20 protein-coding genes and 6 tRNA genes are annotated in these 25382 nt (G+C 62.9%); 3 read left to right on the top strand and 23 right to left on the bottom strand.

Going from position 1 to position 25382, the window contains the following annotated elements; translation table 11 throughout:
* Positions 1-3: 3 nt before the first annotated feature.
* The 8 genes from HMPREF3113_RS15430 to HMPREF3113_RS15395 form a co-directional block, all read right to left on the bottom strand.
* Positions 4-1185, bottom strand: coding sequence for a restriction endonuclease subunit S (locus tag HMPREF3113_RS15430; protein ID WP_139146386.1), 1182 nt, complete (start codon positions 1183-1185; stop codon positions 4-6).
* Entirely contained in the window at positions 1178-2692 is a 1515-nt protein-coding gene (locus HMPREF3113_RS15425) for a type I restriction-modification system subunit M (RefSeq protein WP_070473777.1), read from the bottom strand. The genes HMPREF3113_RS15430 and HMPREF3113_RS15425 overlap by 8 nt, the downstream gene beginning before the upstream one ends.
* On the bottom strand, positions 2689-3051 hold the full coding sequence (locus HMPREF3113_RS15420) for a hypothetical protein (protein WP_053461475.1): 363 nt from the start codon (positions 3049-3051) through the stop codon (positions 2689-2691). The genes HMPREF3113_RS15425 and HMPREF3113_RS15420 overlap by 4 nt, the downstream gene beginning before the upstream one ends.
* Complete coding sequence (locus tag HMPREF3113_RS15415) at positions 3039-4535, bottom strand: type I restriction-modification system subunit M (protein ID WP_070473775.1); 1497 nt, start codon at positions 4533-4535, stop codon at positions 3039-3041. Before HMPREF3113_RS15415 ends, HMPREF3113_RS15420 begins: the two co-directional genes overlap by 13 nt.
* A 65-nt stretch (positions 4536-4600) precedes the next feature.
* Positions 4601-6010: a DNA-processing protein DprA gene (locus HMPREF3113_RS15410; protein ID WP_070473773.1), complete on the bottom strand. Its 1410-nt coding sequence runs from the start codon at positions 6008-6010 to the stop codon at positions 4601-4603.
* Positions 6007-8823 (bottom strand): RecQ family ATP-dependent DNA helicase, encoded by a 2817-nt coding sequence (locus tag HMPREF3113_RS15405; protein ID WP_254665306.1) that lies wholly within the window; start codon positions 8821-8823, stop codon positions 6007-6009. The genes HMPREF3113_RS15410 and HMPREF3113_RS15405 overlap by 4 nt, the downstream gene beginning before the upstream one ends.
* A complete protein-coding gene (locus HMPREF3113_RS15400) occupies positions 8824-9747 on the bottom strand; it encodes a helix-turn-helix transcriptional regulator (RefSeq protein ID WP_070473771.1) in 924 nt (307 codons plus the stop codon).
* A gap of 527 nt (positions 9748-10274) precedes the next feature.
* A tRNA-Ser gene (locus HMPREF3113_RS15395) sits at positions 10275-10365 on the bottom strand.
* 165 nt (positions 10366-10530) lie between these two features.
* Here HMPREF3113_RS15395 and HMPREF3113_RS15390 point away from each other — a divergent pair.
* Entirely contained in the window at positions 10531-11235 is a 705-nt protein-coding gene (locus HMPREF3113_RS15390; protein ID WP_019185793.1) for a PP2C family protein-serine/threonine phosphatase, read from the top strand.
* Positions 11236-11283: 48 nt separating this feature from the next.
* Here HMPREF3113_RS15390 and dnaQ read toward each other — a convergent pair whose 3' ends face one another.
* The 3 genes from dnaQ to HMPREF3113_RS15375 are packed head-to-tail and all read right to left on the bottom strand — an operon-like array spanning position 11284 to position 13128.
* On the bottom strand, positions 11284-12015 hold the full coding sequence (gene dnaQ, locus HMPREF3113_RS15385) for a DNA polymerase III subunit epsilon (RefSeq protein WP_070473769.1): 732 nt from the start codon (positions 12013-12015) through the stop codon (positions 11284-11286).
* Between the two features lie 4 nt (positions 12016-12019).
* Positions 12020-12472 carry a ribonuclease HI gene (gene rnhA / locus HMPREF3113_RS15380; RefSeq protein ID WP_019185795.1) on the bottom strand — a complete coding sequence of 151 codons (453 nt, stop codon included), beginning with the start codon at positions 12470-12472 and terminating at the stop codon, positions 12020-12022.
* An 11-nt stretch (positions 12473-12483) separates the two neighbouring features.
* Positions 12484-13128, bottom strand: a complete 645-nt coding sequence (locus tag HMPREF3113_RS15375; RefSeq protein WP_019185796.1) for a methyltransferase domain-containing protein — start codon at positions 13126-13128, stop codon at positions 12484-12486.
* Positions 13129-13139: 11 nt separating this feature from the next.
* Between HMPREF3113_RS15375 and gloB the strand changes: the two genes are divergently transcribed.
* Together gloB and HMPREF3113_RS15365 are read left to right on the top strand one after the other, a co-directional pair.
* Complete coding sequence (gloB, locus tag HMPREF3113_RS15370; RefSeq protein ID WP_070473767.1) at positions 13140-13907, top strand: hydroxyacylglutathione hydrolase; 768 nt, start codon at positions 13140-13142, stop codon at positions 13905-13907.
* Positions 13904-15118: a lytic transglycosylase domain-containing protein gene (locus tag HMPREF3113_RS15365; protein ID WP_070426718.1), complete on the top strand. Its 1215-nt coding sequence runs from the start codon at positions 13904-13906 to the stop codon at positions 15116-15118. The genes gloB and HMPREF3113_RS15365 overlap by 4 nt, the downstream gene beginning before the upstream one ends.
* A 71-nt stretch (positions 15119-15189) precedes the next feature.
* Here HMPREF3113_RS15365 and HMPREF3113_RS15360 read toward each other — a convergent pair whose 3' ends face one another.
* The 12 genes from HMPREF3113_RS15360 to HMPREF3113_RS15305 form a co-directional block, all read right to left on the bottom strand.
* Entirely contained in the window at positions 15190-17163 is a 1974-nt protein-coding gene (locus HMPREF3113_RS15360; protein ID WP_070473765.1) for a peptidyl-prolyl cis-trans isomerase, read from the bottom strand.
* A 211-nt stretch (positions 17164-17374) separates the two neighbouring features.
* A tRNA-Asp gene (locus HMPREF3113_RS15355) sits at positions 17375-17451 on the bottom strand.
* 107 nt (positions 17452-17558) lie between these two features.
* Positions 17559-17635: transfer RNA gene (locus HMPREF3113_RS15350), tRNA-Asp, on the bottom strand.
* Positions 17636-17663: 28 nt separating this feature from the next.
* Positions 17664-17738, bottom strand: a tRNA-Val gene (locus HMPREF3113_RS15345).
* A gap of 11 nt (positions 17739-17749) precedes the next feature.
* Positions 17750-18022, bottom strand: a complete 273-nt coding sequence (locus HMPREF3113_RS15340) for an HU family DNA-binding protein (RefSeq protein ID WP_019185801.1) — start codon at positions 18020-18022, stop codon at positions 17750-17752.
* Positions 18023-18229: 207 nt separating this feature from the next.
* A complete protein-coding gene (gene lon / locus HMPREF3113_RS15335) occupies positions 18230-20704 on the bottom strand; it encodes an endopeptidase La (RefSeq protein WP_019185802.1) in 2475 nt (824 codons plus the stop codon).
* 142 nt (positions 20705-20846) lie between these two features.
* The gene (clpX, locus tag HMPREF3113_RS15330) at positions 20847-22136 is read right to left on the bottom strand and encodes an ATP-dependent Clp protease ATP-binding subunit ClpX (RefSeq protein WP_019185803.1); all 1290 of its coding nucleotides are present in this window, start codon (positions 22134-22136) and stop codon (positions 20847-20849) included.
* 126 nt (positions 22137-22262) lie between these two features.
* Entirely contained in the window at positions 22263-22889 is a 627-nt protein-coding gene (gene clpP / locus HMPREF3113_RS15325; RefSeq protein WP_019185804.1) for an ATP-dependent Clp endopeptidase proteolytic subunit ClpP, read from the bottom strand.
* Between the two features lie 65 nt (positions 22890-22954).
* Entirely contained in the window at positions 22955-24247 is a 1293-nt protein-coding gene (tig, locus tag HMPREF3113_RS15320; protein WP_019185805.1) for a trigger factor, read from the bottom strand.
* Between the two features lie 234 nt (positions 24248-24481).
* A tRNA-Leu gene (locus HMPREF3113_RS15315) sits at positions 24482-24566 on the bottom strand.
* A 106-nt stretch (positions 24567-24672) separates the two neighbouring features.
* On the bottom strand, positions 24673-24939 hold the full coding sequence (locus HMPREF3113_RS15310; RefSeq protein WP_139146385.1) for a hypothetical protein: 267 nt from the start codon (positions 24937-24939) through the stop codon (positions 24673-24675).
* A 189-nt stretch (positions 24940-25128) separates the two neighbouring features.
* A tRNA-Lys gene (locus HMPREF3113_RS15305) sits at positions 25129-25204 on the bottom strand.
* Positions 25205-25382 lie beyond the last annotated feature (178 nt).

The raw sequence follows: 25382 nt of genomic DNA, 5'->3' as shown, positions 1-25382 counted from the left end.
AAGTCATGCTCCACAGATCGATGACGAAAGCACCATTGCCTTCGTCCTACGCGCTTCTCGAAGTCGCTCAAAAAGTGCTTGGCCCGGCGTTCTTAGCTGAGAAAGCCTCGAAACAAATTCACGCTGCACTTCAATCGGCGGAACCGGTAGCTTGAGTTTTGAGAACTCGCCGACGTTGAAGTGCTGCTGTGCAGTCCCTGTTGTTCCCGATGAAAAAATCCGACGCCCGAACTGTGAGTTGAGAAAGGCGACCACATAGTCCGCGCTTATCGATGGCCCTGGCTTGGCGAGAATAAGGTCAATGCAGTTTGTATCTGCCAATTCAGGCGTAACAACGGCAGCATCGCCGGGCCGACCAGTTCTGACGATTACGATGTCTCCAGCGCTCAACGCCGACTTCTGGTGCGATGCGTGGCCTTCCACGCTGATCTCGACTACCTCATCCAGCACAAAGCGCCCCGGTAAGACGTTCAGAGACCTAAGTGCGCGCACACCTTTCCCAGCGGCAACATAAAGATCGGCTGGTTTGACCACGATTCCCACCGTGATCTTGTCCATCAGGTCTTTGCATGGCCGGTGCTCATGCTGCTCATCAAAGCTCGAAAATGATTCTTGTATAAAGGACGCGAGTATCTGCTCGTGTGAATGCTTTGCCTCCTCATACGCTATTGCGCACGCTTCCGCTGCCTTTAGAAGCTCAAGAATCGCGCGCTGATCTTCGACTGACGGGAGCGAAAACTCAAAGTCGGCCAAGCTCGTCCAGTTCGTGCGAGGACTCAAGGAGCCTGCCGATGTGCCCACCGCGTGATCAAAAAAGGCATCGGTCTGGCAAATGAAGGGCAGCAGCTCCGGCAGCAAGACCTGTGCATCCTTGGTCTCCAGCACGTAGATGTCCCCGGAACACACCCCAGAGAAATCCGCCACAGCCACCTTGCGTTGGTAAGCGCGTCGCTTGCCGAACAGCACCTGCCCCGGTTGAAACACGCTGGTGAAGGTCACGCCGTCAGCGACGCTGCCCCAGCTGCGGATGCGCAAGTCACCTGGTTCGAGATGTTCCAGACCGACGTAGCGTTCAATGCCATCGGCCAGCGGATCTTGGCTGCGTGCTTTCGAGAGGCGCACCACGTCGCCGAATTTCACCCGGCGCCAGCCGGGCTTCAGGGTTTTATTGTTCTTGTCAGACACGCTCGATGTCCTCCGTAATCAGTCCATCCAGCGTTTCCAACAGTGCGTCCATCTGTTGCCAGAACGCTCGGCCATCGGTTTGCCATTGGCCCCAGGCAGAGCGCAGCGATACCGCGTCACCATTGCTGTCGGTGGCGATGGCGGCGGCAATGCGCTTCACGTACAGAGGGATCGACAGGTTGCCGGCATTGGCGCCGATTTCGGCCAGAGTGGCCACCTTGGCGAAACCGGGCACGTCCGCAAAGGTCTTGTAGGCGGTCAGGATGCGCTGTTGATGCTCGGGCTTCAGAAAACTCTGCGCGCGCTCGCGGGTCACCTCGTTCACCGCGTCGATGAAGATCACCTTACCCTTGCGCGCAGCCGTTTTCTTGCGGTTGCAGATGACGATGCACGACTCCATCGGGGAGTTGTAGAAGAGGTTGGGACCCAGGCCGATGACCGCCTCCACCCAGTCTTGCTCGACCATCTTGGCGCGCATGGCCTGTTCTTCGTTACGGAACAGCACGCCGTGCGGCCAAAGCACGGCACTACGCCCCTTGGCGGTGAGGCTGGTCAGGATGTGCTGCTGGAAGGCGTAGTCGGCCCGGCCCTGCGGCGGCGTACCCAGGGAGTTGCGGCCCCACTTGTCACTGCTCCAGGCCTCGCGGTTCCACTGCTTGATGGAGTACGGCGGGTTGGCCAGGATCACGTCGAACTGGCGCAGGCGGTCGCCTTCGATGTGCTTGGGTTCGGCCAGGGTGTCACCCCGGATGATCTCGAAGTCCTCCACGCCGTGCAGGAACAAGTTCATGCGAGCGATGGATGAGGTAATGAGGTTGCGCTCCTGCCCGTAGAGCTTGAGCGTGCGGTACTCGCCGCCCGAGCGCTTCACTTCGTCCAGCGCCGAGATCAACATGCCACCGGTACCGCAGGTAGGGTCGTAGATCGACTCGCCTGCCTGAGGAGCCAGCAGTTGCGTCATCAGGTGCACAACGGTGCGGTTGGTGTAGAACTCGGCCGCCGTGTGGCCGGAATCGTCCGCGAACTTCTTGATCAGGTACTCGTAGGCGTTGCCCAACTCGTCCTCGGGCACGTTGACCACCGACAGCGTCTGGGTGGAGAAGTGCTCGATCAGGTTCTTCAGCGTTTCGTCGGGCAGGCGCTCGCGGTTGGTCCAGGGTGCATCGCCGAAGATGCCATCGAGCAGATCCGGGTTGGCAGTCTCGATAGCGCGCATGGCTTTCTGGATAGCTGCGCCGACGTTCTTCGGCGTCTGACGCACATCGGTCCAGTGAGCACCTTGGGGGATCTGGAAGCGGTGATTCTCGGCGAACTGGGCGTAGGAGAGGTCGCCCTTCGAGTTGGCGAGCGCCGCCTGGTATTCCTCATCCCAAACGTCCGAGACGCGCTTGTAGAACAGCAGCGGGAAGATGAACTGCTTGTAGTCGCCGGCGTCGATGAGGCCGCGCAGCAGCACGGCAGCGCCCCAGAGATAGCTTTCGAGTTCTTGTTGGCTGATGCGGCTCATGCGCGCTTCCCCATATTGAGCGGATCAAGGTAGGCCTGAGCGTCCGAGAAAGCGGACAAACTGTTAGCCGCGTGAATCAGGTGCCGATAGCCCTCGTCCGACTTGCCAGCCTTCAATGCATTCATGCCGGTGATGATGTTGTCGCGGACAGTATTGGCCCAGATGGCGTAGCGCGCGGCCATGGCGTCCCCGCTCTCCATCTGATTGAGCAGCCCGCCCTCCAGCCGGCTTCTCAAGGAGTCGGTGCCCCCATCGTCATAGGCGGTTGAAACGACAAGGCGATCGGTTTCGTAGCGCGCCATGAGAGCGGCGAGGATGTCATCCGTGAGGTGATGCGCGGGTTTGGTCACTTGAGCCATCCCCCTTCAGTCATGACCTGCGCGAGTCGCTCTTCGGCTTCACGGCAGCGGGTGAGCGCGTCCTTGAATGCCGCGATAGCATCGGGCAGCGCTGGGATGTCTTCCTGCAATGGCGGCAGGACATAGCGCGAAATGTTCAGCGTCCAGTCTTCGGCCTTGATCTCGTCGAGGCTGACCACCCCTGCGGCGTCCTGCACATCGGTAAAGCCGCGATACCAGCCGAGGATCTCGGCGGCGTGCTCGGGCTCCAGATAGTTTTGCGCGCGGCCTCGGCGGAACAGGCGTGACGCATCGGCGATCAGCACCTTTTTCTTGTGCGTGGCCGGCTTGCGCTTGCGCAAGACCAGGATGCACGCGGCCAGGCCGGTGCCGTAGAACAGGTTGGGCGCCAAGCCGATCACGGCCTCAACCAGATCCATCTCCAGCAGCTTCTGGCGGATGCTGCCTTCCACACCTTTGCGGAACAAGGCGCCCTGGGGCAGCACCACGGCCATCCGGCCGCTGACGTCGGCCATCGACTTGACCATGTGCTGCACCCACGCGAAGTCACCGCTGGATGACGGCGGCAGGCCAGCGAAATTGCGACCGAAGGGATCGTTGACCCAGAGATCCTCGCCCCACTTTTCAAGCGAGAACGGCGGATTGGCAATCACACAGTCGAAGGTGGCCAGGCGGTCACCATCGAAGAAGGCCGGGCTGCGCAGAGTGTCACCACGCACCACGTGGAAGTCCTCAATGCCGTGGAGGAACAGGTTCATGCGAGCAATAGAGGAGGTGGTCAGGTTTTTTTCCTGGCCATAGAGCTTGCCCCACAGACGCTTGACGTCACCGTGGGTCTGGCGCACGTGCTGCACAGCGGCCAGCAACATGCCGCCGGTACCGCAGGCCGGGTCGTAAATGGTCTCGGCTTCTTGGGGATCGAGCATGTCGATCATCAGCCGCACGACGCTGCGCGGGGTGTAGAACTCCCCGGCCTTCTTGTTGGTGGCGTCGGCAAACTTCTTGATCAGGTATTCGTAGGCGTCGCCAAGCAGATCCGAGTTGACGTTCTTATTGCCAAACGGCAGCTTGGAGAAGTGCTCGATCAGGTCCTTGAGCAGGGCGTCAGACAGCCGATCCTTGTTCGACCACTGGGCATCACCGAACACGCCGTACAGGGTGTCGGGGTTGGCTTTCTCAATCTCGCGCATCGCGCGCTGAAGGGCCGCCCCGACATTGCTGGCCTTGGTGCGAACGTCGTTCCAGTGACAGTCTTCCGGGATCTGGAAGCGGTGCGACTCCGGAAACCAGGCTAGTTGCTCGTCGCCAGTCTCGTCGACAATCTCCTGGTATTCCTCGTCCCAGACATCGCAGATTCGTTTAAAGAACAGCAGCGGGAAGATGTAGGTCTTGAAATCAGCCGCATCCACCGGGCCACGCAGAATGTTGGCGGATTCCCAGAGGTGACCTTCGAGTTGGCTGAGGGTGATTTGTTGGTCGCTCAAACGAATAGCCCTTCTATATCAATGCCGTCGCACTGCGGCTTGTGTTCTTGTTTGGTCTTCATCGGTTACTCGAACAGCCGCTTTTGCTTGACGATGTAGCCCGCAGGTTTCTTCTGTTTTTCTAGTACGCCTTCGTCAACCAGGCGCTGCAACCACGCCTTGGCCTGCGCATTGGAAACGTCCAGCGCCGCTGCTACTTCGGCGTCCTTCATCGGCGCACTCAAGAGTTGCTGAATCGCAGCGCGCACGGCAGCGAAGAGCGCTTCGGCAGGGGTCGATTCCGGCTGCGGAGATTTCTTGGCCTCGTCTATAGGCGCCACGGCCTCTGGCGTGACTGGCGGCGGTTCTTCCAATGCCTCAGCGGGTGGCTGCGCATCGGAAACAACGTCGACCGGTGCCGATGGCTCACTCGCGGCCTGGGGCGCTGGCGCGGTGTCGGGTGGCACGGGCGCCGTTGGCTTGGCGTCAGCCGACGTTGGTTCTTCGTTTGAAAACAGCGCAAAACCAACCTGTGGGGATGCCGTCGGCGTGGGCATCGCCACGTTGAACACGTCCTCGAACGAATCCACGTCTTGCGGGTTCGGCCAGGGAAGTGCGCCTTTCTTTCGCAAACCATCTAATCCGGCTGAAGACTCGCCCGTCGATCGAATGAAGACCGGGACGAACTTGAGTTTGTCGAGCTGCTCGACAGCGCCCGCCCAAGTGCCACCTTTGTTGAGGTCGGAACTGACCACCAGTGAGGTGTCTGCCAGGGCATAGATCAGCTTGTTCCGCTGCATGGCGTTGCCGACATTGAACCCGGCACTCGGGTCGTAGGGCGAAATCAGGACCAGTTGCCCATCGAGCAGCAGGTTGCGGTGCTCGCGGTTCATGGTGGTCTTTTCCAGACTGTCCGCCAGAACGCCACAAACTTTTCCACCTCCCTCAAGCGCACCTCGCATGGCGGCCTGATCGATGCCCTTGGCGCCACCGGAGACAAGTGTTCTGCCTGCCCGCGCAGCGAGCCGGCCAACTGCCATGGTGTAGTCGATGAGGGCGTCGTCCACATGGCGCGATCCAACGACGGCAAGCCCGCCGGTTTCGAGCAAAGCCATGTCGCCACAGCCGTAGAGCACCGCTGGCGCATCTTCACGAAGGCGGGCCTTCAGACGGCGCGGATACTCGGCGTCGGCGCGGCTGACGACCCAGATGGCGCGGGCTTGCCAGCGCTCGATCACTTGGCTCAGCAGGAATCCGCGCCCCAGCAATTTCTGCAGGCGGCCCACGTCAATCACCGGCTGGCACGCGCGCAAGATTTCAGCTGCATCCGGTGAGATAAGATCCGCAGGCTGACGCTGGATCTCGCGCAAATGACGCGCGAGACGTTTGTATTCACCTGGCGAGAGCAGATCCGATGACGCAGTGCCTCGTCCGGCAATGAGCGGCGCCGTCAGCAGCAGGATCGCCTGTGTATTGGGTGAGAGGACTGGCGTCATTCGTTGTGCCCCGTCTGTGAAAGGGCCATCGGCCAAACTGCACCACTACCGCTTTTGCGCAGCAGCCATGCAGACACCGTCAGCGTCCAGCGCGAGTCGACCATGTCATCCACCAGGAGGACCGGGCCGGGAGGAATGGGTTGGCCGTTGAGTGCGAGCGAACCATCAATGTTGCGCGCCTGTTGTGTACTGTTTGCCATCGTTTTCTGTTCGGGCCGCGCGTCTGTTTTTGCGATGACCATATGAAACGGGAGACCCAGCGCAGCAGCCAAGCGCTGCGCGAAATTCGGCACCAATTGGGGATGCCGAAGCGAAGGAACGCAGGTCACCCAGGTCGGGCTCGGCTGCGGATTCCACTCTTGAATCATCTTCACGCACGCAGCAACGAGGTCATCGGAAAAGTGGCCGTCGTGGTACTTACCCTGTCGAACCAAGCCGCCCCAACCGGCATCACCCCAGACGCAGAGGGCTTTGCCGGATTCGGCCTGGTGGGCAGGGGCGATGAATCCCTTGACGCCGTACTGGGGCATTCCACCATCGGGCCATTTTTTGCGAGGCTCGATGGGCAGACTTGTGCGACAAAGAAATTCGACGGCGGCTTTGACCAGCTCGGTATCCACGGTTGCAGGCAATGGCGGTAAGGCAGGTTCTGTGACAACACTTGGATCGCCGTCGAGCGCAGCAATCAAAAAGCCCATGTGCTCACCAAACGGCAGGCTGACGTAGTCCTGCATCTGCTGGTGCTCGTCTCGCCGTAGCGCGGTAAGGCGTTCCGCTCGATCCCAGAACGCTTCACTCAGCGTTGCCGCCGTTAGCTGCCACTTGCTGCCTTGTTTGGCAATGGGTGCCGGCGCTTCGAGGGAAAGCAGTGCGATCGTCTTGTCGACACGCCCTTTGCTCAGATTGACTCGGCTCAGCAGCTCGGGCACAGACAGCCCGTTGGGCTCGTCTTCAAGCGCACCGAGGACATCGGCAACTTCTTGTCGGGTCGGAAAGGCACTCCGGATAAACCAGTCAGTGATGTCAGACTCTTCCTGACCGCTGAGGAGTACTCCATAGGCGGAGTCCAGTGCGCGTCCCGCGCGACCAACCTGCTGGTAGTAGGCGACGACCGATCCCGGCATTTGGTAGTGGATGACAAACGCCAGATCCGGCTTGTCGTAGCCCATGCCTAGCGCTGTTGTGGCAACCAGCGCTTTGACTTGGTTGTTGAGCAGCGCCTGTTCAAGCTGTTCTCGGCGATCGCCGGTTTCGCCGGTATAGGCTTCCACGTTGAAGCCTTGGGTCTTCAGCCATTGCGCCACTTGATTGGCATCACGAACCGTCAGCGTGTAGATGATGCCGTGGCCCTGCAGCGTGGCCAGTTGCTCTGCCAGCCAGGCAAGGCGCTCGGCCTGGCTGGGTAAGCGGATCGTCTGCAGGGAAAGCGAAGTCCGATTCAAGTCGCCACGCGAGACGTCCAGATTCGGACCGAGCACGGCAGCAAGGTCCTCCATCACGCGGTTGTTCGCCGTTGCCGTGGTAGCGAGCAAGCGCAGGTTTGGCGGCAGCGTTTTAACGATCCGCTCCAGCAGGCGATAGTGGGGGCGGAAGTCGTGGCCCCAGTCGGAGATGCAGTGCGCTTCGTCGATGACCAGCATCGAGATTTGTGCGGCGATGCCGGCCAGAACCTGCGTGCGGAAGCGCTCGTTCGCCAGGCGCTCGGGTGAGATCAAGAGGATGTCGATGTCGCCCCGGGCGAGCCTGGCCTCGACTTGGGTCCAGTCGTCGACGTTGTCGGAGTTGATCGTGGCCGCACGAACGCCCATTCGTTCCGCTGCGGCGATCTGATTGCGCATCAGCGCCAGCAGCGGCGAGATCAATAGCGCCGGACCGTTTCCGGCGTCGCGCAGCAGCTTCGTCGCAATGAAGTAGACGAAGCTTTTTCCCCATCCAGTCTTCTGGACGACCAGCAAGCGGCCTCGCCCTTCGACGATGTGGCGAATCGCGTCCTCTTGACCTTCACGGAAGGTGGCGTCGGCGCGGCCCGAGCCGATCCGGAGCAACTCCAGCGCGCGCTGCGGTCCGTTTCGAAGCCACCAGTTGCTATTTCGGTCATCATCCCGAATCAACCAGCGATTACCCTCCGAATCTTGAAATGACTCAGTAGTGCTGCGCGCAATGAATTCAATAGCGCGAGGCTCTTTTGAGCCAGCACTGCTATCAATAAATATTCTTAACCTACCGGCGACATAGTCGAGATCGAGCGCGCCTGAATCATTGTCGTAAGTAAAATTGAGTAGGCCAAATGGGGCCGGGAGGTCTATTCCTGGAGAGTCATTTCTGTTGCGACGCGCTGGCTGAAGAAAGACTCTAAAACCTGAAAAGAAACTAGGAGGTAGGATCACTTCAACATTGCCATCCTTGAGTGATACTCTTCGCAGGCCGCCACATCCTCCTTCAAATGAAAATGTAGGCAGCGCTATGAAGAAGTCCTCCAAAAAGAATCCTTCCGAAGCGCCATCTATCATTTCTACACCCTCGAAACTGGAAATCTTTCGAAGACTTGGCAGCTCAAAAATGTAGAGATCCTCGTACCACTGCGAATCACACATCACGGCCACGTGCCGGCTAGAATCAGATGCAAGCACCTTCATCCTGTCGGAACCGGGAACTATCTTTGTGGTCGCAGTTAGGTGCTCTTCACCGTGTACATATGTAGTCAATTCGGCATTTGACCAAGCAGATGATTCATGGTCGTAGGTGCTGGGCTTCACGAGCAGTTTGACTTCGAAAACTTCGATAGTCCTTGCTGTTGAAAAATATTCACCCATTTAGATTCCCGCCAGTTTTTTAGTGTCAGTGCTGGAGCTATCGGGAACCCTGTATCCAGGCGCAAGTATCGCGTTCTTGACGCCATAGAGCGCCAGCGGGTCCTTCAGCCAGAGCCTGAATTCATAACCGCGCAGACTGTGGTCCGGAGAGCAGTCCACACTCCACTGCCGCAAGATGTATCCAGCCGTGGCGGCACGCAGCTTCATCCGCAGTGACCCGCGAACCATGCCGTAATCCATCTCCGTAATTTCAGGGCGGGGCTGGTCCGGGTGCGGCACCATCTCCAGCTCCACGATCCGGGTCCATTGGATGTCCTGATCACTGCGCTCATGGGGCTGCACGTCTGCATCCCTCATAAGGACCGGGCGCTTGATCCGAGTGATGACGAAATCCCGGAACTCCTGCGACTTCCGGTCGAAGGCGCGGACGTGCCAACGGAGGCCGTTGTCGATCAGCGCGAACGGGACGATCTCCCGCTCAGTGCGGCCACTGGAGATGGAGTGGTACTCGATGCCGAGCGGACACTCTTGGTGGATCGCCCGGGTCACGCTCGCCAGCACATCCAGATCCGGATGCGTGAGCCGTGACGGGCTCTCGCTGGCCACCCACGCCTTGAGCCGCATCGGCTCACCATCGCCAAAGCCCTGAGTCAGCCACGACAGCACCCGCTCCGGGGGGAAGTCGAATACAGGCCGGAAGTCCGGCCCCAAGACGTAGGACTTGCCCTTGGGGTCGTAGTCGATGTTGCCCGGGGCCAACTCCTTGTACAGCGCCAGATCCCTGGATGCGGCGGCGGACTGGATGCCAAACCGCGTGACCAAGTCCTGACGGCGTATCTCCCCGATGAAGCGCACGCGCAACTCCACAAACGCGAGCCGGTCGCGTTGTGGCTGGGTTAGATCTGCAAGCTGTTCGTTCGTCATCCGTGCGATACCGGGGAAAGATCACTCATCCGGGTCAGTAATTCCTTGTACGAGCTCTAGGGGAAAGCCTGCGGTCTACCGGCAACCCCCGAACACTACCATCATGATCACACAAGGGCTGCATTTTGATAACCATCTCCGTTCGAGGTAGCCCATCCACCTGCAGATCACTGCGGAACGGCCATCAGGATGCTACGGCACCAAGATCACCACCATAACCAGCTGCTGCCGATGGCCCTCATCGCAACAGGGAGTCTTGAGCTTGTAGAAAAGTTGAAGCGATCGTACAGCACGCTTTGCAGCACAGATCCAACGCATCTGTGTGCCACATCGATATAAGTGCTTCGAGGGACCGCGCCCTGCCCGCTTGGCTCCTATGGCATCCAAACGCTCTGACCAGCAAGGCAGACGCGCCCCCGTCCAGATGGATCCAGCAGCAGCCAGCCCCCGATGGCATACCAGATGGCATACCAGCCAAGCCGAAAATGAAAAAAGCCCTTGAAATTCAAGGGCTTAGTTCAATTATCTGGCGGAGAGGGGGGGATTCGAACCCCCGAGGCGCTATAAACGCCTGCCTGATTTCGAGTCAGGTACATTCAACCGCTCTGCCACCTCTCCAGATGGTCCCGGCGAACCGGGACGCGAATAATACGGGTAGGACGCGCTGGCGACAAGTCATTGCGGGCAAAGAAGTGAATTTCTTCTGTATGGATGCCTTGCCGGATGTCCGGCGGGCCGCGATCATGCCGTTATCCCCCGCAATCCTTACCGGCACGCGCCTTCATGATCGAATTCGGACACCTGACCCACCCCGGCCTGCGCCGTGACCTCAATGAGGATACGTATTACGGCGATGGCGAACTGGCGCTGTGGCTGGTCGCCGATGGCATGGGCGGGCACGCCTGTGGCGAGGTGGCCAGTGCGCTGGCGCGCGAGACCATCGTGCGCGAGATCCGCCGCGGGGCGACGCTGGCGCATGCCATCCGGATCGCCGATGAGGAAATCATCCGCACCTCGCGCCGCCGCAATGACAGCCTGCCGATGGGCACGACGGTGGTGGCCGCGCGGGTCCAGGGCAATCGCTACGAGGTGGCGTGGGTGGGCGACAGCCGCGCGTATCTGTGGCGCGACGGCAAGCTGGCCCAGCTCAGCCAGGATCACAGCGTGGTCCAGGAACTGGTCGCGCAGGGCAATCTGACCGCCGAACAGGCACGCGCGCACCCGCACCGCAATGTGGTGACCCAGGCGCTGGGCGTGACCGATCCGGCGCACCTGAATGTGGCGACCACCACCGGTGAACTGCGCCCGGGCATGCAGCTGCTGCTGTGCAGTGATGGGCTCACCGAGGAAGTCGAGGACAAAGGCATTGCCCGTACCCTCGCCTTCGACGATGCCAGTGCGCAGGAATGCGTGGATACCCTGGTCGCCGCCGCGCTGGATGGCGGCGGCTCGGACAACATCACCGTGATCCTGGTGCGGTGCCATTGAGGCAGGCATCCCGACCAACGGTCGGGATCTACCGCCGGGGTTGTGCCCTCAGGCGCTGACGGCTTCCACCGCTTCAGGCTCACCATCCCAGATCGCGCGGCCGGCCTTCTTGCGCAGCTTGGCCAGGCGCGCTTCGTGTGCTTCCAGCTCCGAGGCGGTGGCGACCACGCGCGGGCGTGGCAGCAGGCGCGAGGTGTCGAAGGTCTGCACGTGGGGGCTGCCGGATTTGCGGTCGTCGGCCGCGCCGAAGCCGATTTCTTCCTGGCCCGAGGTCAGCGCGATGTACACATCGCCCAGGATCTGGGCATCGAGCAGGCCGCCGTGCAGCTGGCGGTGGGCGTTGTCCACGCCCAGGCGCCGGCACAGCGCGTCCAGCGAGTTGCGCTGGCCGGGAAAGCGCTCACGCGCCATCTTCAGCGTATCGATCACCGTGCAGCGGTCGGTGATCTTGCCGTAGTGGTCGCCAAGCAGCGACAGCTCGTTGTCCAGGAAGCCTAGATCGAACGCCGCGTTGTGGATGATCAGCTCGGCGCCGTCGATGTAGGCCAGGAATTCGTCGACGACCTGGGCGAAGTCCGGCTTGTCGGCCAGGAATTCCAGGGTCAGGCCGGTGACTTCCTGCGCGCCCTGCTCGAACTCGCAGTCCGGCTTGAGGTACTGGTGGTAGTTGTTGCCACTGGGGCGGCGCTCGAGCAGTTCCACACAGCCGATTTCGACGATGCGGTTGCCCTTCCGCCACTCCAGGCCGGTGGTTTCGGTATCAAGGATGATCTGACGCATGGGCTCAGTGTACCGGGCCAGCGGCACGGATCCGGATCGCGGCGTCGCGCGCCAGCTGGTCCACGCGCTCATTGTCCGGATCGCCGGAATGCCCCTTGACCCAGCGCCAGTCGATGGTGTGCTTGAGCGTGGCCGCGTGCAGGCGCTCCCACAGCTCGCGGTTCTTGACCGGCGAGCCGCCCGCGGTTTTCCAGTTTTTGCGGATCCAGCCGGGCATCCACTCGGTCAGGCCCTGGCGTACGTACTGCGAATCGGTGTACAGCACGATGTTGCATGGCTCGGTGAGCGCTTCCAGCCCCGAGATGGCCGCCATCAGTTCCATGCGGTTGTTGGTGGTATGCGCTTCACCACCGCTCAGCTCACGCTCGTGCGCGTTGTAGCGCAGCAACGCCGCCCAGCCGCCCGGGCCGGGATTGCCGAGGCAGGAACCGTCGGTGTGGATTTCTATCGTCTTCATTCCATTCCAGATCAGGTGGCCACGGTCCCGTGCCAGCGTGGCAGGGCCACGGGCGTCGGTCCCGGCAGGGCCAGAGTGCGTTTTTCAGCGGTGAACAGACAGGCCGCGCGCAGTGGAGCGAGGTCGCGCCGGGCCGGCGAGCGGTCGCGCCACATCGGGCCGAGGTAGTGCAGGTCTTCGCAGCTCAGACCGGCCTGCGTGAGGGTATGGCGCAGCCGCTGCGGGCTGCGCACCACCAGTCCGTGGTGGCGCCACTGCCGGCGGTACGGGCTGAACGGGTTGAGCGTGGACAACCACAGGCGGCCGCCCGGCATCAGCACCCGCGCGCACTCGTCGATCAGCTGCTCGGCATCGCGCGCGGTGACGTGCTGCAGGATGATCGCGTTGACGCTCTCGTCCGGCAGCGGCAACGGCAGCCCGCAGTGCACGTCCCCGGCGTAGCTCGCTCCGTCGCGGAACAGCCCCAGGCCGCGACCGGGCAGTTCGACGCGCTCCAGCCAGCCGGGCGTCGGTGCCACCCACAGCCAGGGGTTCACCGGGCGCTCGGCGAGCAGGCTGCGCAACCGCTCGGATTCCAGACGGCACAAGGCTTGTGCCGGTTCAGTATCAAACCAGGATGCGACTGTCGCTTGACGGGGGCTCGGCGCGGGGGGCATGGTCCAATTCTATGCGACTGACCGCCCTACCCGCGTTTGCGGACAATTACATCTGGGCGCTGGTCGCCGACGACGGCCGCGCCGTGGTCATCGACCCCGGCCAGGCCGACCCCGTTCTGGCTGCCGCAGCGCAGCAGGGATGGGCTCCCCACAGCATTCTGCTGACCCATCACCACGATGATCACATCGGCGGCGTTGCAGAACTGCAGGCGCGTTTTCCGGCGGTGGAGGTTTACGCGCCAGAAGAACCGCGCATCCAGGTGGCCGCCCATCGGGTCACTGAAGGTGAATGCGTTCAGGCATTGGGGCTGGGGTTCCACGTAGTATCCGTGCCCGGGCACACCCGGAGCCATATCGCGTTTCACACCGCTGAACACCTTTTCAGTGGCGATGCGTTGTTCAGCCTGGGCTGTGGGCGCATGTTCGAAGGTACGCCTCCCCAGCTTCTGGCATCCCTGCGGAAGCTGGCGTCCCTGCCAGCGCAACTGATGGTCTGTTGCGCCCACGAGTACACCCTGTCCAATGCCGTCTTCGCGCGGCATGTAGACCCCACCAACGCTGCGCTGTCGCAGCGCCATGAGGAGGCCTTGGCCATGCGCCGCGATGACCTGCCCACGCTGCCGGTTTCACTGGCAAGCGAGCTGGAATGCAATCCGTTCCTGCGTACCAGTATCCCCGCCATCCAGGCGGCCGTCAGCGCCCATCTCGGGCGTCCCGTTACCGATGAAGTCGATGTCGTCGCAGGGCTGCGACACTGGAAAGACGGATTCCGAACATGAGTCGGCGATTGTTGCCGCTCGCGCTGGGCCTGGCGATCGCCGTGGCCGGCAGCGCGGGCGCCCAGTCGTTGACCGCCGGCATGTCGCAGAACGTGGCCGGCCTGTCCTCCCTCCCCCTGACCGCTGCGGCGCTGCCGCCGGCCTCGGTGCGCAACGGGCAGGACATCTTCGCCAGCTTCCGCGATGGCCTGGCTGAACCTACCTGCGACGCCGAGGCGACCAGCCCGCGCTGGCAGAAGCAGTTCGCGCATGCCCCCTCGCGCCTGGCCAACCAGGATGATGACGCCCTGGTGCTGTTCGGCTATGTGGTGGAAGAGCTGCGCAGATCCGACCTGCCGACCGAATTTGCGCTGATTCCCTTCGTGGAAAGCGGCTACCGGCCCAACGCCCGCAACGGCGGCGGCCCGGCCGGCCTGTGGCAGTTCATCGCCACCACCGCCAAGAACCACCGCGTGCAGATGACCCCGGGCTACGACGGCCGCCTCTCGGCGGTGGATTCCACCCAGGCCGCGGTGCGTTACCTCAAGACCCTGCACGGCATGTTCGGCGGCGACTGGCGCCTGGCCACCATGGCCTACAACGCCGGCGAGTACCGGGTCCTGCAATCGCTGCGCAAGGCTGGCATGAACGCGCAGAACGCGCGTCCGGCGGAGTTGCCCGGCCTGTCGCCGGTCACCTATGCCTATGTCGAGAAGCTGCACGCGCTGGCCTGCGTGCTGGAAGACGCAGAAACCGAGCCAGCCGTGATGGCCTCGCTGGACCGCACCGTGCCCGTGCTGAAGGGGCATACCCTGCCGGCGGGCACCAGCGTCCAACAGTGGGCCCAGCAGCGCGACCTGGATCCGGCCCGGATCGCCCGGCTCAACCCGGCCCTGGCCAGCGGCAAGGGCCGCCCGGCCGGCCAGGTGACGGTTCTGGCCCCGACCGCGCATGCGCCGGTGGATGCCAGCGCCAGCGTGGCCGCCATTGCGGTGGCTCCCAGCGCACCGGTGGATAGCCCGGCGGCCCGTACGGCGCCTGCGCCGGCCGCCACCCGCACGGTGGCCAGCGCGGATCGTCCGCGGAGCCGCCGCCACACCGTGCGCGATGGCGAATCGCCCTGGACCATCGCCCGCCGTTACGGGATGCCGTTGAAGGCCCTGCTGTCGCTCAATGGCCTCAGTGGCAGCAGTGTGCTCAAGCCGGGAGCGGTGTTGCGCGTCGAAGACTGAGCGGCGCCCAACCCCAACGCAAAAAGCCCGGCATCGCCGGGCTTTTTGTTGTCCAGCAGAAGCCGCCCCGGTTAGAGGTTGGCTTCTTCGGTCTGCACCTTGAAGTGCTTGCGCATCGCTTCGACGTAGGCCTTGGCGGCGGCCATGCCGTCGATCTGGCTCAGCTGCTCCTTGAGCTGCTGCTGCTGGGCCGCGTCCACTTCAGCAACGTTGCCCGGGGTGACCTTGGTCACCGCGTAGATCACGTAGCGGCCCTGCACGGCGACCTTGCCGTAGCTGGCCTTGCCTTCAGCGGGCAACGGCGCGCTGAACACGGCACGGTTGATTTCCGGGGTCGGCACCGGCTGGGTGCGCGGCAGGCCCGGCAGCGGGCTGATCTGCAGCTTCTCGCTGGTCGCCAGCGCCTGCAGGGTCTGACCGGCCTTCAGCTTGGCCAGCACGGCATCCACGGCCTTCTCCGACGCCTGGCGGGTGCGGTCGGCATGGATCGCGGCGATGACCTGCTCACGGGCCTTGTCCAGCGGCAGCGCCTGTTCCGGGCTGTGCTCGGTCACGCGGATCATCACGTTGTGGTTCGGACCCAGCTCGATCGGGTCGCTCACCGTGCCGTCCTGGGTCAGGATGTCGGAGAACGCCGCGCGCAGCACGGCCGGGTTGGCAGCGATGCCACTGGCGGTGGTGCGGGTGAACGGACCGATGGTCTGCACCGGCAGGCTCATGTCCTTGGCCGGGCCTTCCAGCGAGGTCGGGTTCTTGTAGACCAGATCGACCAGGCGGCCGCTCAGCTCGGTGAACACGCGGTCGGTGTCGGCCTTGAGCTGCTCGGCAGCCAGCTGGTCACGCACCTCGTCGAAGGAACGGCCTTCGCCGCCCTTGGTCTCGCGCAGCTTGAGCACGTGGAAACCGAAGTCGGTCTTGACCGGACCGGTCACCTCGCCCGCCTTCATGGCGAACAGGGCATCTTCGAACGGCTTCACCATCGCGCCGCGTTCCACCCAGCCCAGGTCACCACCGGTGTCCTTGGAACCGGGATCTTCGGAGTTGGCCTTGGCCAGTGCGGCGAAGTCGGCACCCGGTGCCTTGGCTTCGGCGGCCAGGCGGGTTGCCTTCTCTTCAGCCGCCTTGAGCTTGGCCGGATCGCTGCCATCGGCGGTGATCAGGATGTGCGAGGCCAGACGCTGTTCCGGCGTGGCAAAGCGCGCCTTCTCATCGTCATAGCGCTTGCGCAGCGTGGCTTCGTCGGCGGCCGCCGGCGCAGGCAGGTTCGCGCCGTTGATTTCGACGTATTCCAGCGACACGGTTTCCGGCTGGCGGAAATCCTTGGTGTGGCTGTCATACCACTGCTTGATCTGTGCCTCGGTCACTTCGGCGGTGTCGGCCGGGGTTTCCGGCAGCGCGGCCAGTTCGACGTCACGCGTTTCACCGAGCAGCTTCATCAGGCGCTCGGCTTCGCTCTGGGTGGTGAACCCGGAACGCTGCAGGGCCGACGGAATGATCGACTGCTGGATGCTCTCGCGCACCAGCGCTTCGAACTGCGTCGGCGTGCGCGGCGGATTGCCGCTGGCCAGCGCGATGCGGTAGTTGTCCTGGTTGAACTTGCCGTCGGCACCGAGGAAGGCCGGGATCGAGGCGATGTACTCGCGCACGGCGGCATCGCCGATCACGATGCCGGACTGTTCGCCGGCCAGGCGCACGACCTGCTCATCGATCATCTGATCGAGCACGGCCAGCTTGCTCTCCGTGCTTTCGAACTGGCGCGGATCGAAGTCCTCGCCCTGCTCCTGGCGTGCCTGCTGGCGCGCCTGCTCGAAGCGCACGCGGAAATCGTTGGAGCTGATCTCATGGTGCTGCCACAGGAACGAGACCGGCCACCACGACGGGGCGGACTTCCACCAGGTCGGCGGGGCGGCCACTTTGGCCACGTTCTGCGAGCCGACGCCACCGAGGTAGCTGGAGTCGATCACGAACAGGAACGGAATCATCAGCAGCCCCAGGATCACGGTAACGATCCAGCCCGAGGTCTTGTCGCGAAGTTTCTGCAGCATGGGAAAAATCAAGGCCTGATTGGCGAGCCCGGCAGTGTAACCCGCTTCGCGGCAGGCTCCAAAAGTGCCCGCGCCGGCCCCTGCGCGCGATCTGCCCGGTGCCGCACCCGCTGATCGCGGCGGGCAAACGGTGTGCGCCGCGCTGCCGATCAATCTGCTGGATTGGAAACAAAAAAAAGCCCTTGGTTTTCACCAAGGGCTCTTCAAAGATTGGCGGAGCGGACGGGACTTGAACCCGCGACCTCCGGCGTGACAGGCCAGCATTCTAACCAGCTGAACTACCGCTCCTTGTTTTAATTCATTCAGCCGACCAACGGTCGGCTCTACCGCCTTCACCGCGACATGCGTCGGCGGAGAAAACAAGGCCCCCGATTGCTCAGGGGCCTTCTTGAAACTGGCGGAGCGGACGGGACTTGAACCCGCGACCTCCGGCGTGACAGGCCAGCATTCTAACCAGCTGAACTACCGCTCCACATTTCAAAACTTTTACTGGCAGTGCCTGGTGGGTGCTGAGGGTTTCGAACCCCCGACCCTCTCCGTGTAAAGGAGACGCTCTACCGCTGAGCTAAGCACCCCAGCAAGCCGCTTAGTTTACGGCATCCTTCAGGGCTTTGCCAGCCTTGAACGACGGATTCTTCGACGCAGCGATCTTGATGGTGTCGCCGGTCTTCGGGTTGCGGCCGGTACGGGCAGCGCGGTCGCGGACCTGGAACGTGCCGAAGCCCACCAGCGTCACCGCGTCACCGCCCTTCAGGGCCTTGGTGACGGAAGCGATGACGGCATCAACGGCGCGGCTGGACTCGGCCTTGGTCAGGTCGGCGGCTTCAGCAACGGCGTCGATCAATTCGGTCTTGTTCATTCTCTACAGCTCCTTTGGCGGGGATTCCGCGGATTCAACATTGAGACACCCGACGACGATACGCCGTCGGATGCCAGTGAAGTTCTCTGTTCGCCGAATTCAGATGTACGCTGACTCGCGAGTGGTGCTTTTATACCAGTGCCCCCCTACCCGCGCAAGCTGAAAAGCCAATAACGACGCGGGTTTCGGGCATTTCCACAGGACGCGTCAGTGCTTGACGCGCGTTGTGGAAGCTGTCTTGGACTTGCCGCGTACCGTGACACGTTGCCCATCTTTCTTGGGCTTCGGTGCGGTCAGCGGGGCCTCCAGGGCCAGGTCGAGTACTTCCTCGATCCACTTCACCGGCACGATCTTCAGATCGCGGGTGACATTGGCGGGGATATCGGCCAGATCCTTGCGGTTCTCCTCGGGAATGATGACCGTGGTGATGCCGCCGCGCAGCGCCGCCAACAGCTTCTCCTTGAGGCCGCCGATGGCGGTGACGCGACCACGCAGGGTGATCTCGCCGGTCATCGCCACTTCGGCCCGGATCGGCACCTTGGTCAGCGTGGACACCAGCGAGGTGACCATGGCGATACCCGCACTCGGGCCATCCTTGGGGGTGGCGCCATCGGGCACGTGGACGTGCACGTCGTGCTTCTGCAGGAACTCATTGTCGATGCCCAGCCGCTCGGCACGCGAGCGCACCACCGACAGGGCCGCCGAGGCGGATTCCTTCATCACGTTGCCCAGCTGGCCGGTGAGGATCAGCTGGCCCTTGCCCGGCACCAGGGTGGATTCGATCTGCAGCAGATCGCCGCCCACTTCGGTCCAGGCCAGGCCGGTGACCAGGCCCACTTCGTTCTGCTCTTCGGCACGCCCGAAATCGACGCGGCGAACCCCCAGGTACTTGTCCAGGTTCTTGCCGTTGACCACCACCAGCGCCTTCTTCTTCGCGCTGGCCTTCTTGCCGGCCTTGGCCGGCTTGGCCGCCTTGGCGGGCGCTACGGGACCGGCAAGCGCGATTTCCTTGACCACCTTGCGGCAGATCTTGGCCACTTCGCGCTCGAGGTTGCGCACGCCGGATTCGCGCGTGTAGTAACGCACGATGTCCTGGATCGCATCGGCCTCGATCTCCAGCTCTTCCGGCTTCAGGCCGTTGGCCTTGATCTGCTTGGGCACCAGGTAGCGCATGGCGATGTTGAGCTTCTCATCCTCGGTGTAGCCGGGGATGCGGATCACTTCCATGCGGTCCAGCAGCGGGCCGGGGATGTTGAGCGAGTTGGACGTCGCCACGAACATCACTTCGGACAGGTCCAGGTCCACTTCCAGGTAGTGATCGTTGAAGGCGTTGTTCTGCTCCGGGTCGAGCACTTCCAGCAGCGCCGAGGACGGATCGCCACGGAAGTCCATCGACATCTTGTCGATCTCATCGAGCACGAACAGCGCGTTCTTGCTGCCCACCTTGTTGAGGTTCTGCACGATGCGGCCCGGCATCGAGCCGACGTAGGTGCGGCGATGGCCACGGATCTCGGCCTCGTCGCGCACGCCACCCAGGCTCATGCGCACGAACTTGCGGTTGGTCGCCTTGGCGATGGACTGCCCCAGCGAGGTCTTGCCCACGCCGGGTGGACCGACCAGGCACAGGATCGGGCCCTTCATCTGCTTCACGCGCGACTGCACCGCCAGGTATTCCAGGATGCGGTCCTTGACCTTGTCCAGGCCGAAGTGATCGGCGTCCAGCGTGTCCTGCGCGGCCTTGAGATCCTTGCGGACCTTGGTGCGCTTCTTCCACGGCACGCCCAGCAGCCACTCCAGGTAATTGCGCACGACCGCCGCTTCGGCGGACATCGGCGACATCTGCTTGAGCTTGTTGAGCTCGGCCTTGGCCTTGGTCTCCACCGGCTTGGGCATGCCCGCCTCGGCGATCTTGCGCGCCAGCTCGTCCATCTCGCCGGGCGCGTCATCCAGGTCACCCAGTTCTTTCTGGATGGCCTTCATCTGCTCGTTGAGGTAGTACTCGCGCTGGCTCTTTTCCATCTGCGACTTCACGCGGCCGCGGATGCGCTTTTCCATCTGCTGCACGTCGATCTCGCCATCGACCAGGCCGACCAGCATTTCCAGGCGGTCGCCGATCTGCAGCGTTTCCAGCAGGCGCTGCTTGTCGGCCAGGCGCACGCTGATATGCGCGGCGATGGTATCGGCCAGGCGCGCTGGCTCGTCGATGCCGGCCAGGGTCTGCAGCAGCTCCGGCGGCAGCTTGCGATTGGTTTTGACGTACTGCTCGAACAGCGACATCAGCGAGCGGGCGATCGCCTCGATCTCGCGCGGCTCACGCGATTCGTCCGATTCGATTTCCATGCCCACGCCGTGCAGCGAGCCATCACGCTCGGTCACGTCGGTGACGTTGACGCGCGACAGGCCTTCGACCAGCACCTTGATGGTGCCGTCGGGCAGCTTCAGCAGCTGCAGGACCTGGGCGAGCGTGCCGACCTGGTACAGATCGGCGGCGGACGGATCATCCGTCTCGGCGGACTTCTGCGCGAGCAGCAGGATGCGCTTGTCCGCTTCCATCGCCTGCTCCAGCGCATGCATGGACTTGTCACGGCCGACGAACAGCGGAATGACCATGTGCGGGAACACCACCACGTCACGCAGCGGCAGTACCGGCAGGTCGAGAGTCTCAGTTGGGGAACGGGCCATGTGGGCTCCAGTGGAACAGTGGGGATGGCCTCCGGGCGCCTCGCCCGGATACAAAAAAAGCCGATGGCCTCGTTATGGGGCCATCGGCTTCTAGATGCAAGCTGTTCTGAAAAATTTCTTTCAATTCAATTACTTGAACTGATTATTCAGCGCCAGCCGCCTTCTGTTCAGGCGCCGGTGGCGTCTGGTAGATCAGGTACGGTTCGGACTTGTGTTCGATCACCGATTCGTCCACCACCACCTTGCTGACATTCTCTGCCGAGGGCAGGTCATACATGGTGTCCAGCAGGACCGATTCGACGATCGTACGCAGGCCACGGGCACCGGTCTTGCGCTTGAGCGCCTTGCGGGCAATAGCGGCCAGCGCGTCCGGACGGAACTCCAGCTCGACGTGCTCCATCTCGAACAGCTTCTTGAACTGCTTGGTGATGGCGTTCTTCGGCTCGGTGAGGATGCGCACCAAGGCGGCCTCGTCCAGCTCTTCCAGGGTCGCCACGACCGGCAGGCGGCCGACGAACTCCGGAATCAGGCCGAACTTGATCAGATCTTCCGGCTCGACTTCGGCCAGGATCTTGCCCACTTCCTGCTTGCGCTCGGAACTCTTCACCTTGGCACCGAACCCGATGCCGCCCGAGTCGTTGGAACGCTGCTGGATCACCTTGTCCAGGCCGGCAAACGCACCGCCACAGATGAACAGGATGTTCTTGGTGTCCACCTGCAGGAATTCCTGCTGCGGATGCTTGCGACCGCCCTGCGGCGGCACGCTGGCCACGGTGCCTTCGATCAGCTTCAGCAGGGCCTGCTGGACGCCTTCGCCGGACACATCGCGGGTGATCGACGGGTTCTCGCTCTTGCGCGAGATCTTGTCGATTTCATCGATGTAGACGATGCCCTGCTGTGCCTTCTCGACGTCGTAGTCGCACTTCTGCAGCAGCTTCTGGATGATGTTCTCCACGTCCTCGCCCACGTAACCGGCTTCGGTCAGCGTGGTGGCGTCGGCCATGGTGAACGGCACGTTGAGCAGGCGGGCCAGGGTTTCGGCCAGCAGCGTCTTGCCCGAACCGGTCGGACCGACCAGCAGGATGTTCGACTTTGCCAGTTCGACCTCGTCGTTCTTCTGGCGGCTCTCGATGCGCTTGTAGTGGTTGTATACGGCCACGGCCAGGGTCCGCTTGGCGCGGTTCTGCCCGATCACGTACTGGTCCAGGACCTCGAGGATCTCGCGCGGCTTGGGCAGCGAACTGCGGGCCGACTGCGCCTTCTCCTCCAGCTCCTCACGGATGATGTCGTTGCACAGCTCGACGCATTCATCGCAGATGAACACGCTCGGACCCGCAATCAGCTTGCGCACCTCATGCTGGCTCTTTCCGCAGAAAGAGCAGTAGAGGATCTTGCCGGTGTCCGTGGAACGACCTTGGCGGTCTTCGCTCATGCTTCGCTTACCCAGTTACCCCACCCGACTGAACGGGGGTTCGATTCGAGAATAGCACAGGGTCAGGAGGACGCCAGTCCCGCCCGACCCGGTGGAAACAGGCCGGTTTCCCGGCCTGGTACAACGTTATGCCGGCTGGATCGACTCTTCCGGACGACGCTCCAGGACCTGGTCGACCAGGCCGTAGGCCACCGCATCGGCCGCGCTCTTGAAGTTGTCACGCTCGGTATCCCGGGCGATGGTCTCCAGCGACTGGCCGGTGTGCTTGGCCAGCACTTCGTTCAGGCGCGAACGCAGGGTCAGGATTTCACGGGCATGGATGTCGATGTCCGTGGCCTGGCCCTGGAAGCCGCCCAGCGGCTGGTGGATCATCACGCGCGAATTCGGCAGCGCGTAACGCTTGCCGGCCGCGCCGGACGCCAGCAGCAGGGCGCCCATGGAGGCCGCCTGGCCGACGCAGATGGTGCTCACGTCCGGCTTGATGTACTGCATGGTGTCGTAGATCGCCATGCCGGCGGTGACCACGCCACCGGGCGAGTTGATGTAGATGCTGATGTCCTTTTCCGGGTTGTCCGCTTCCAGGAACAGCAGCTGCGCCACCACCACGTTGGCCATGTGATCGTCGATCGGGCCCACGAGGAAGATCAGGCGCTCCTTCAACAGGCGCGAATAGATGTCATAGGCGCGCTCGCCGCGGCTGGTCTGTTCGACCACCATCGGAACCATGTTCAGGGCTGTGGTTCGGTTGTCCATTAGTGAGGCACCTATTTTGGGGGGAACGACCCCGCGCCGGGGCGCGGGGCGTAAAACACGACCGCTTACTGGCGGATCGCGTCCTGGAACGACAGCTTCTCTTCGGTGTGCTGGGCGCGCTCGGCGATCCAGTCGATCACCTGCTCTTCCATCACACGATTCTGCAGCCCACTCATCAGCTGGGGGTCGTTGCGGTACATCTCAATGACCTGCTCCGGCTCTTCGTAGGTCGAGGCGATCAGGCGCATGGTTTCATTCAGGCGCTTGGGATCCAGGCGCAGGTCGTTCTTGCGGGCCACTTCACCGACCAGCAGGCCGACCAGCACGCGCTTGGCGGCGGCGTCCTTGAAGCCTTCGTGGGCGTCGGCCGGGACGTCACCCGGGTTGCGGCCACTGCGGCGGATCTGCTCGAGCTGCTGGTCCAGCATGGCGCGGGCTTCGTTCTCGACCAGGCGCGGCGGCATTTCCACCGAGGCGTAGGCGGCGATCAGCTGCTCACCGACTTCGCGGCGCAGGCGGTTCATCAGGGCACCCTTGAGCTCGCGCTCCAGGTTGGCGCGGATGTCCTTGCGGAACTGCTCCACGTCGCCGCCCTTCACACCGAAGCTCTTGATGAACTCGGCATCCACCTCCGGCAGCACCGGCGCGGACACGTCCACCGCCTTGACGGTGACCTTGACCTGCTTGCCGGCCAGTGCCGGGACGCGCCAATCGGCCGGGAATTCGACGTCCAGGGTCTTTTCTTCACCGGCGGTCAGACCGACCAGGCCCTGTTCGATCTGCTCGAACATCATGCCCTGGCCCACGATCACGCTGCCCTTTTCGGTGCCTTCGGCCGGCAGGCGCTCATCACCGGCCTGCGACCAGGTTTCCAGCGCGACCAGATCGCCGTCCTGGGCGCCACGGGTGACCGGGCTCCAGCTGCGGCGCTGTTCGCGCAGGTTGGTGATCATCTGGTCGATGTCGGCGTCGTTGATTTCAGCGGTGTGGCGGACCACGGTCAGCTTGCTGACATCCACGTCGCCGAAGTCCGGCACCAGCTCGACGGTAGCCACGAAGGACAGCTCGCCCTCGCCCTTGTCGATGCGCGGGGTGCCGGCGATGCGCAGCTCATGCTCGCGCAGGGCGGCATCGAAGGTCTCACGCAGCAGGCCATCGACGGCTTCGCTGCGGACCTGCTGGCCGAAACGCTGCTCGATCACCTTGGCCGGCACCTTGCCCGGGCGGAAGCCCTTGATGCGCGTGGTGCGGGCGATTTCGCCCAGACGGCCGCTGATGTGCGTCTGCAGGCGGTCTTCCGGCAGCGAGAAGGTCAGGCGGCGTTCCAGATTGCCAGTGGATTCGATCGAAGCTTGCATGTTGACTCCTGCCACCGGCGGCATGGGCCCCGGCACGATGTGATGGATGAAACGGGTTTTGGACGCGGGGTCGTGGACGCGCATGCCCGCCGCAGCCCTGTAGTTTCGCCGATAAACGCCAGCGCCGCCAGCGCGGGCCGAGAACGTCCGGGGGCCGCCAAGGGCCCAGCATGTGGCCGTCTCCCCGATCCGGGACGTGCCCATGGTCATGGTGCCGGCGAAAACGCCCTGCACTGGTGCGAAAGGGGGGACTCGAACCCCCACGCCTTGCGGCACTGGAACCTAAATCCAGGGCGTCTACCAATTCCGCCACTTTCGCGAGCCTGAAAGCCCAGGCGCACATTGTTGCAGGCGGGGCCGGAAAGCGGAAGGTCGTCATGTCGCTTAACGAGGTGAAGCGCGTGCCCCACCCCGCGGATCGGCGGCTATCGCGCCGGCAGCGCCACGCCGGGAAGCAGCGGCCCTTTCGCCAGCGCCTGGCGTTCCTCGGCCTGGGGCGCGTCCTGCATGGAGACACGGGCCAGTGGCTTGGCCGGCTGGAAATCGCCGGGAGCAAGAGTGTTGCGGATCACGGTCGTGGCATAACCGGCCAGGACCGGGTCGAACGATGCGTGGGCGGGCGTTTCGGCAGCCGTGGCGGCCGTGGCCGCGCAGGCGGTCAACGCCACGGCGGCAAGGATCCGGAGAGTCATGATGGGAGTACCTCGATGGGCGCCTAAGCGCGGTCCGTCGAGTGGAACCTGATTGCCGGTTGCGATCCGTGCTCTGTCGCGCAGCTTGGAAACGCTGCGTGTCGCGTTCGACCCCGGTTTCAGGAGGCTTTCAGATACGCACGCCCGGAAAAGAAAAAAGCCGCCTGGCGGACCAGGTGGCTTCTGTCTTGGTGGGCTGTCAAGGATTCGAACCTTGGACCTATTGATTAAGAGTCAACTGCTCTACCAACTGAGCTAACAGCCCGAAAATCGGGAGGCGAATTATGCAGGGTTTCCTGCGCGCGACGCAAGCGTTTTATTTGAATGGATGGCCAATGGCGGCAGTGGACCGCCAATGCGCCACCGGTTCAACGTGTCGCGAACAAGAAAAAAGCCACCGGGCGGACCCGATGGCTTCTGTCTTGGTGGGCTGTCAAGGATTC

The organism is Stenotrophomonas sp. HMSC10F06, from assembly GCF_001807865.1.
Taxonomy (GTDB): domain Bacteria; phylum Pseudomonadota; class Gammaproteobacteria; order Xanthomonadales; family Xanthomonadaceae; genus Stenotrophomonas; species Stenotrophomonas bentonitica_A.
The sequence above is the reverse complement of the archived record's forward strand: the minus strand, read 5'-3'. Positions and strand labels throughout refer to the sequence as shown.

Excerpts from the sequence above, each read along its gene's own strand:
- HMPREF3113_RS15400 (WP_070473771.1), bottom strand. The coding sequence starts at position 9,747 with ATGACGAACGAACAGCTTGCAGATCTAACCCAGCCACAACGCGACCGG.
- clpX (WP_019185803.1), bottom strand. The coding sequence starts at position 22,136 with ATGAGCGAAGACCGCCAAGGTCGTTCCACGGACACCGGCAAGATCCTC.
- clpP (WP_019185804.1), bottom strand. The coding sequence starts at position 22,889 with ATGGACAACCGAACCACAGCCCTGAACATGGTTCCGATGGTGGTCGAA.
- lon (WP_019185802.1), bottom strand. The coding sequence starts at position 20,704 with ATGGCCCGTTCCCCAACTGAGACTCTCGACCTGCCGGTACTGCCGCTG.
- HMPREF3113_RS15340 (WP_019185801.1), bottom strand. The coding sequence starts at position 18,022 with ATGAACAAGACCGAATTGATCGACGCCGTTGCTGAAGCCGCCGACCTG.
- tig (WP_019185805.1), bottom strand. The coding sequence starts at position 24,247 with ATGCAAGCTTCGATCGAATCCACTGGCAATCTGGAACGCCGCCTGACC.
- HMPREF3113_RS15390 (WP_019185793.1), top strand. The coding sequence starts at position 10,531 with ATGATCGAATTCGGACACCTGACCCACCCCGGCCTGCGCCGTGACCTC.
- gloB (WP_070473767.1), top strand. The coding sequence starts at position 13,140 with ATGCGACTGACCGCCCTACCCGCGTTTGCGGACAATTACATCTGGGCG.
- HMPREF3113_RS15375 (WP_019185796.1), bottom strand. The coding sequence starts at position 13,128 with ATGCCCCCCGCGCCGAGCCCCCGTCAAGCGACAGTCGCATCCTGGTTT.
- HMPREF3113_RS15405 (WP_254665306.1), bottom strand. The coding sequence starts at position 8,823 with ATGGGTGAATATTTTTCAACAGCAAGGACTATCGAAGTTTTCGAAGTC.
- HMPREF3113_RS15420 (WP_053461475.1), bottom strand. The coding sequence starts at position 3,051 with ATGGCTCAAGTGACCAAACCCGCGCATCACCTCACGGATGACATCCTC.
- HMPREF3113_RS15310 (WP_139146385.1), bottom strand. The coding sequence starts at position 24,939 with ATGACTCTCCGGATCCTTGCCGCCGTGGCGTTGACCGCCTGCGCGGCC.
- HMPREF3113_RS15360 (WP_070473765.1), bottom strand. The coding sequence starts at position 17,163 with ATGCTGCAGAAACTTCGCGACAAGACCTCGGGCTGGATCGTTACCGTG.
- HMPREF3113_RS15365 (WP_070426718.1), top strand. The coding sequence starts at position 13,904 with ATGAGTCGGCGATTGTTGCCGCTCGCGCTGGGCCTGGCGATCGCCGTG.
- HMPREF3113_RS15425 (WP_070473777.1), bottom strand. The coding sequence starts at position 2,692 with ATGAGCCGCATCAGCCAACAAGAACTCGAAAGCTATCTCTGGGGCGCT.
- rnhA (WP_019185795.1), bottom strand. The coding sequence starts at position 12,472 with ATGAAGACGATAGAAATCCACACCGACGGTTCCTGCCTCGGCAATCCC.
- HMPREF3113_RS15410 (WP_070473773.1), bottom strand. The coding sequence starts at position 6,010 with ATGACGCCAGTCCTCTCACCCAATACACAGGCGATCCTGCTGCTGACG.
- dnaQ (WP_070473769.1), bottom strand. The coding sequence starts at position 12,015 with ATGCGTCAGATCATCCTTGATACCGAAACCACCGGCCTGGAGTGGCGG.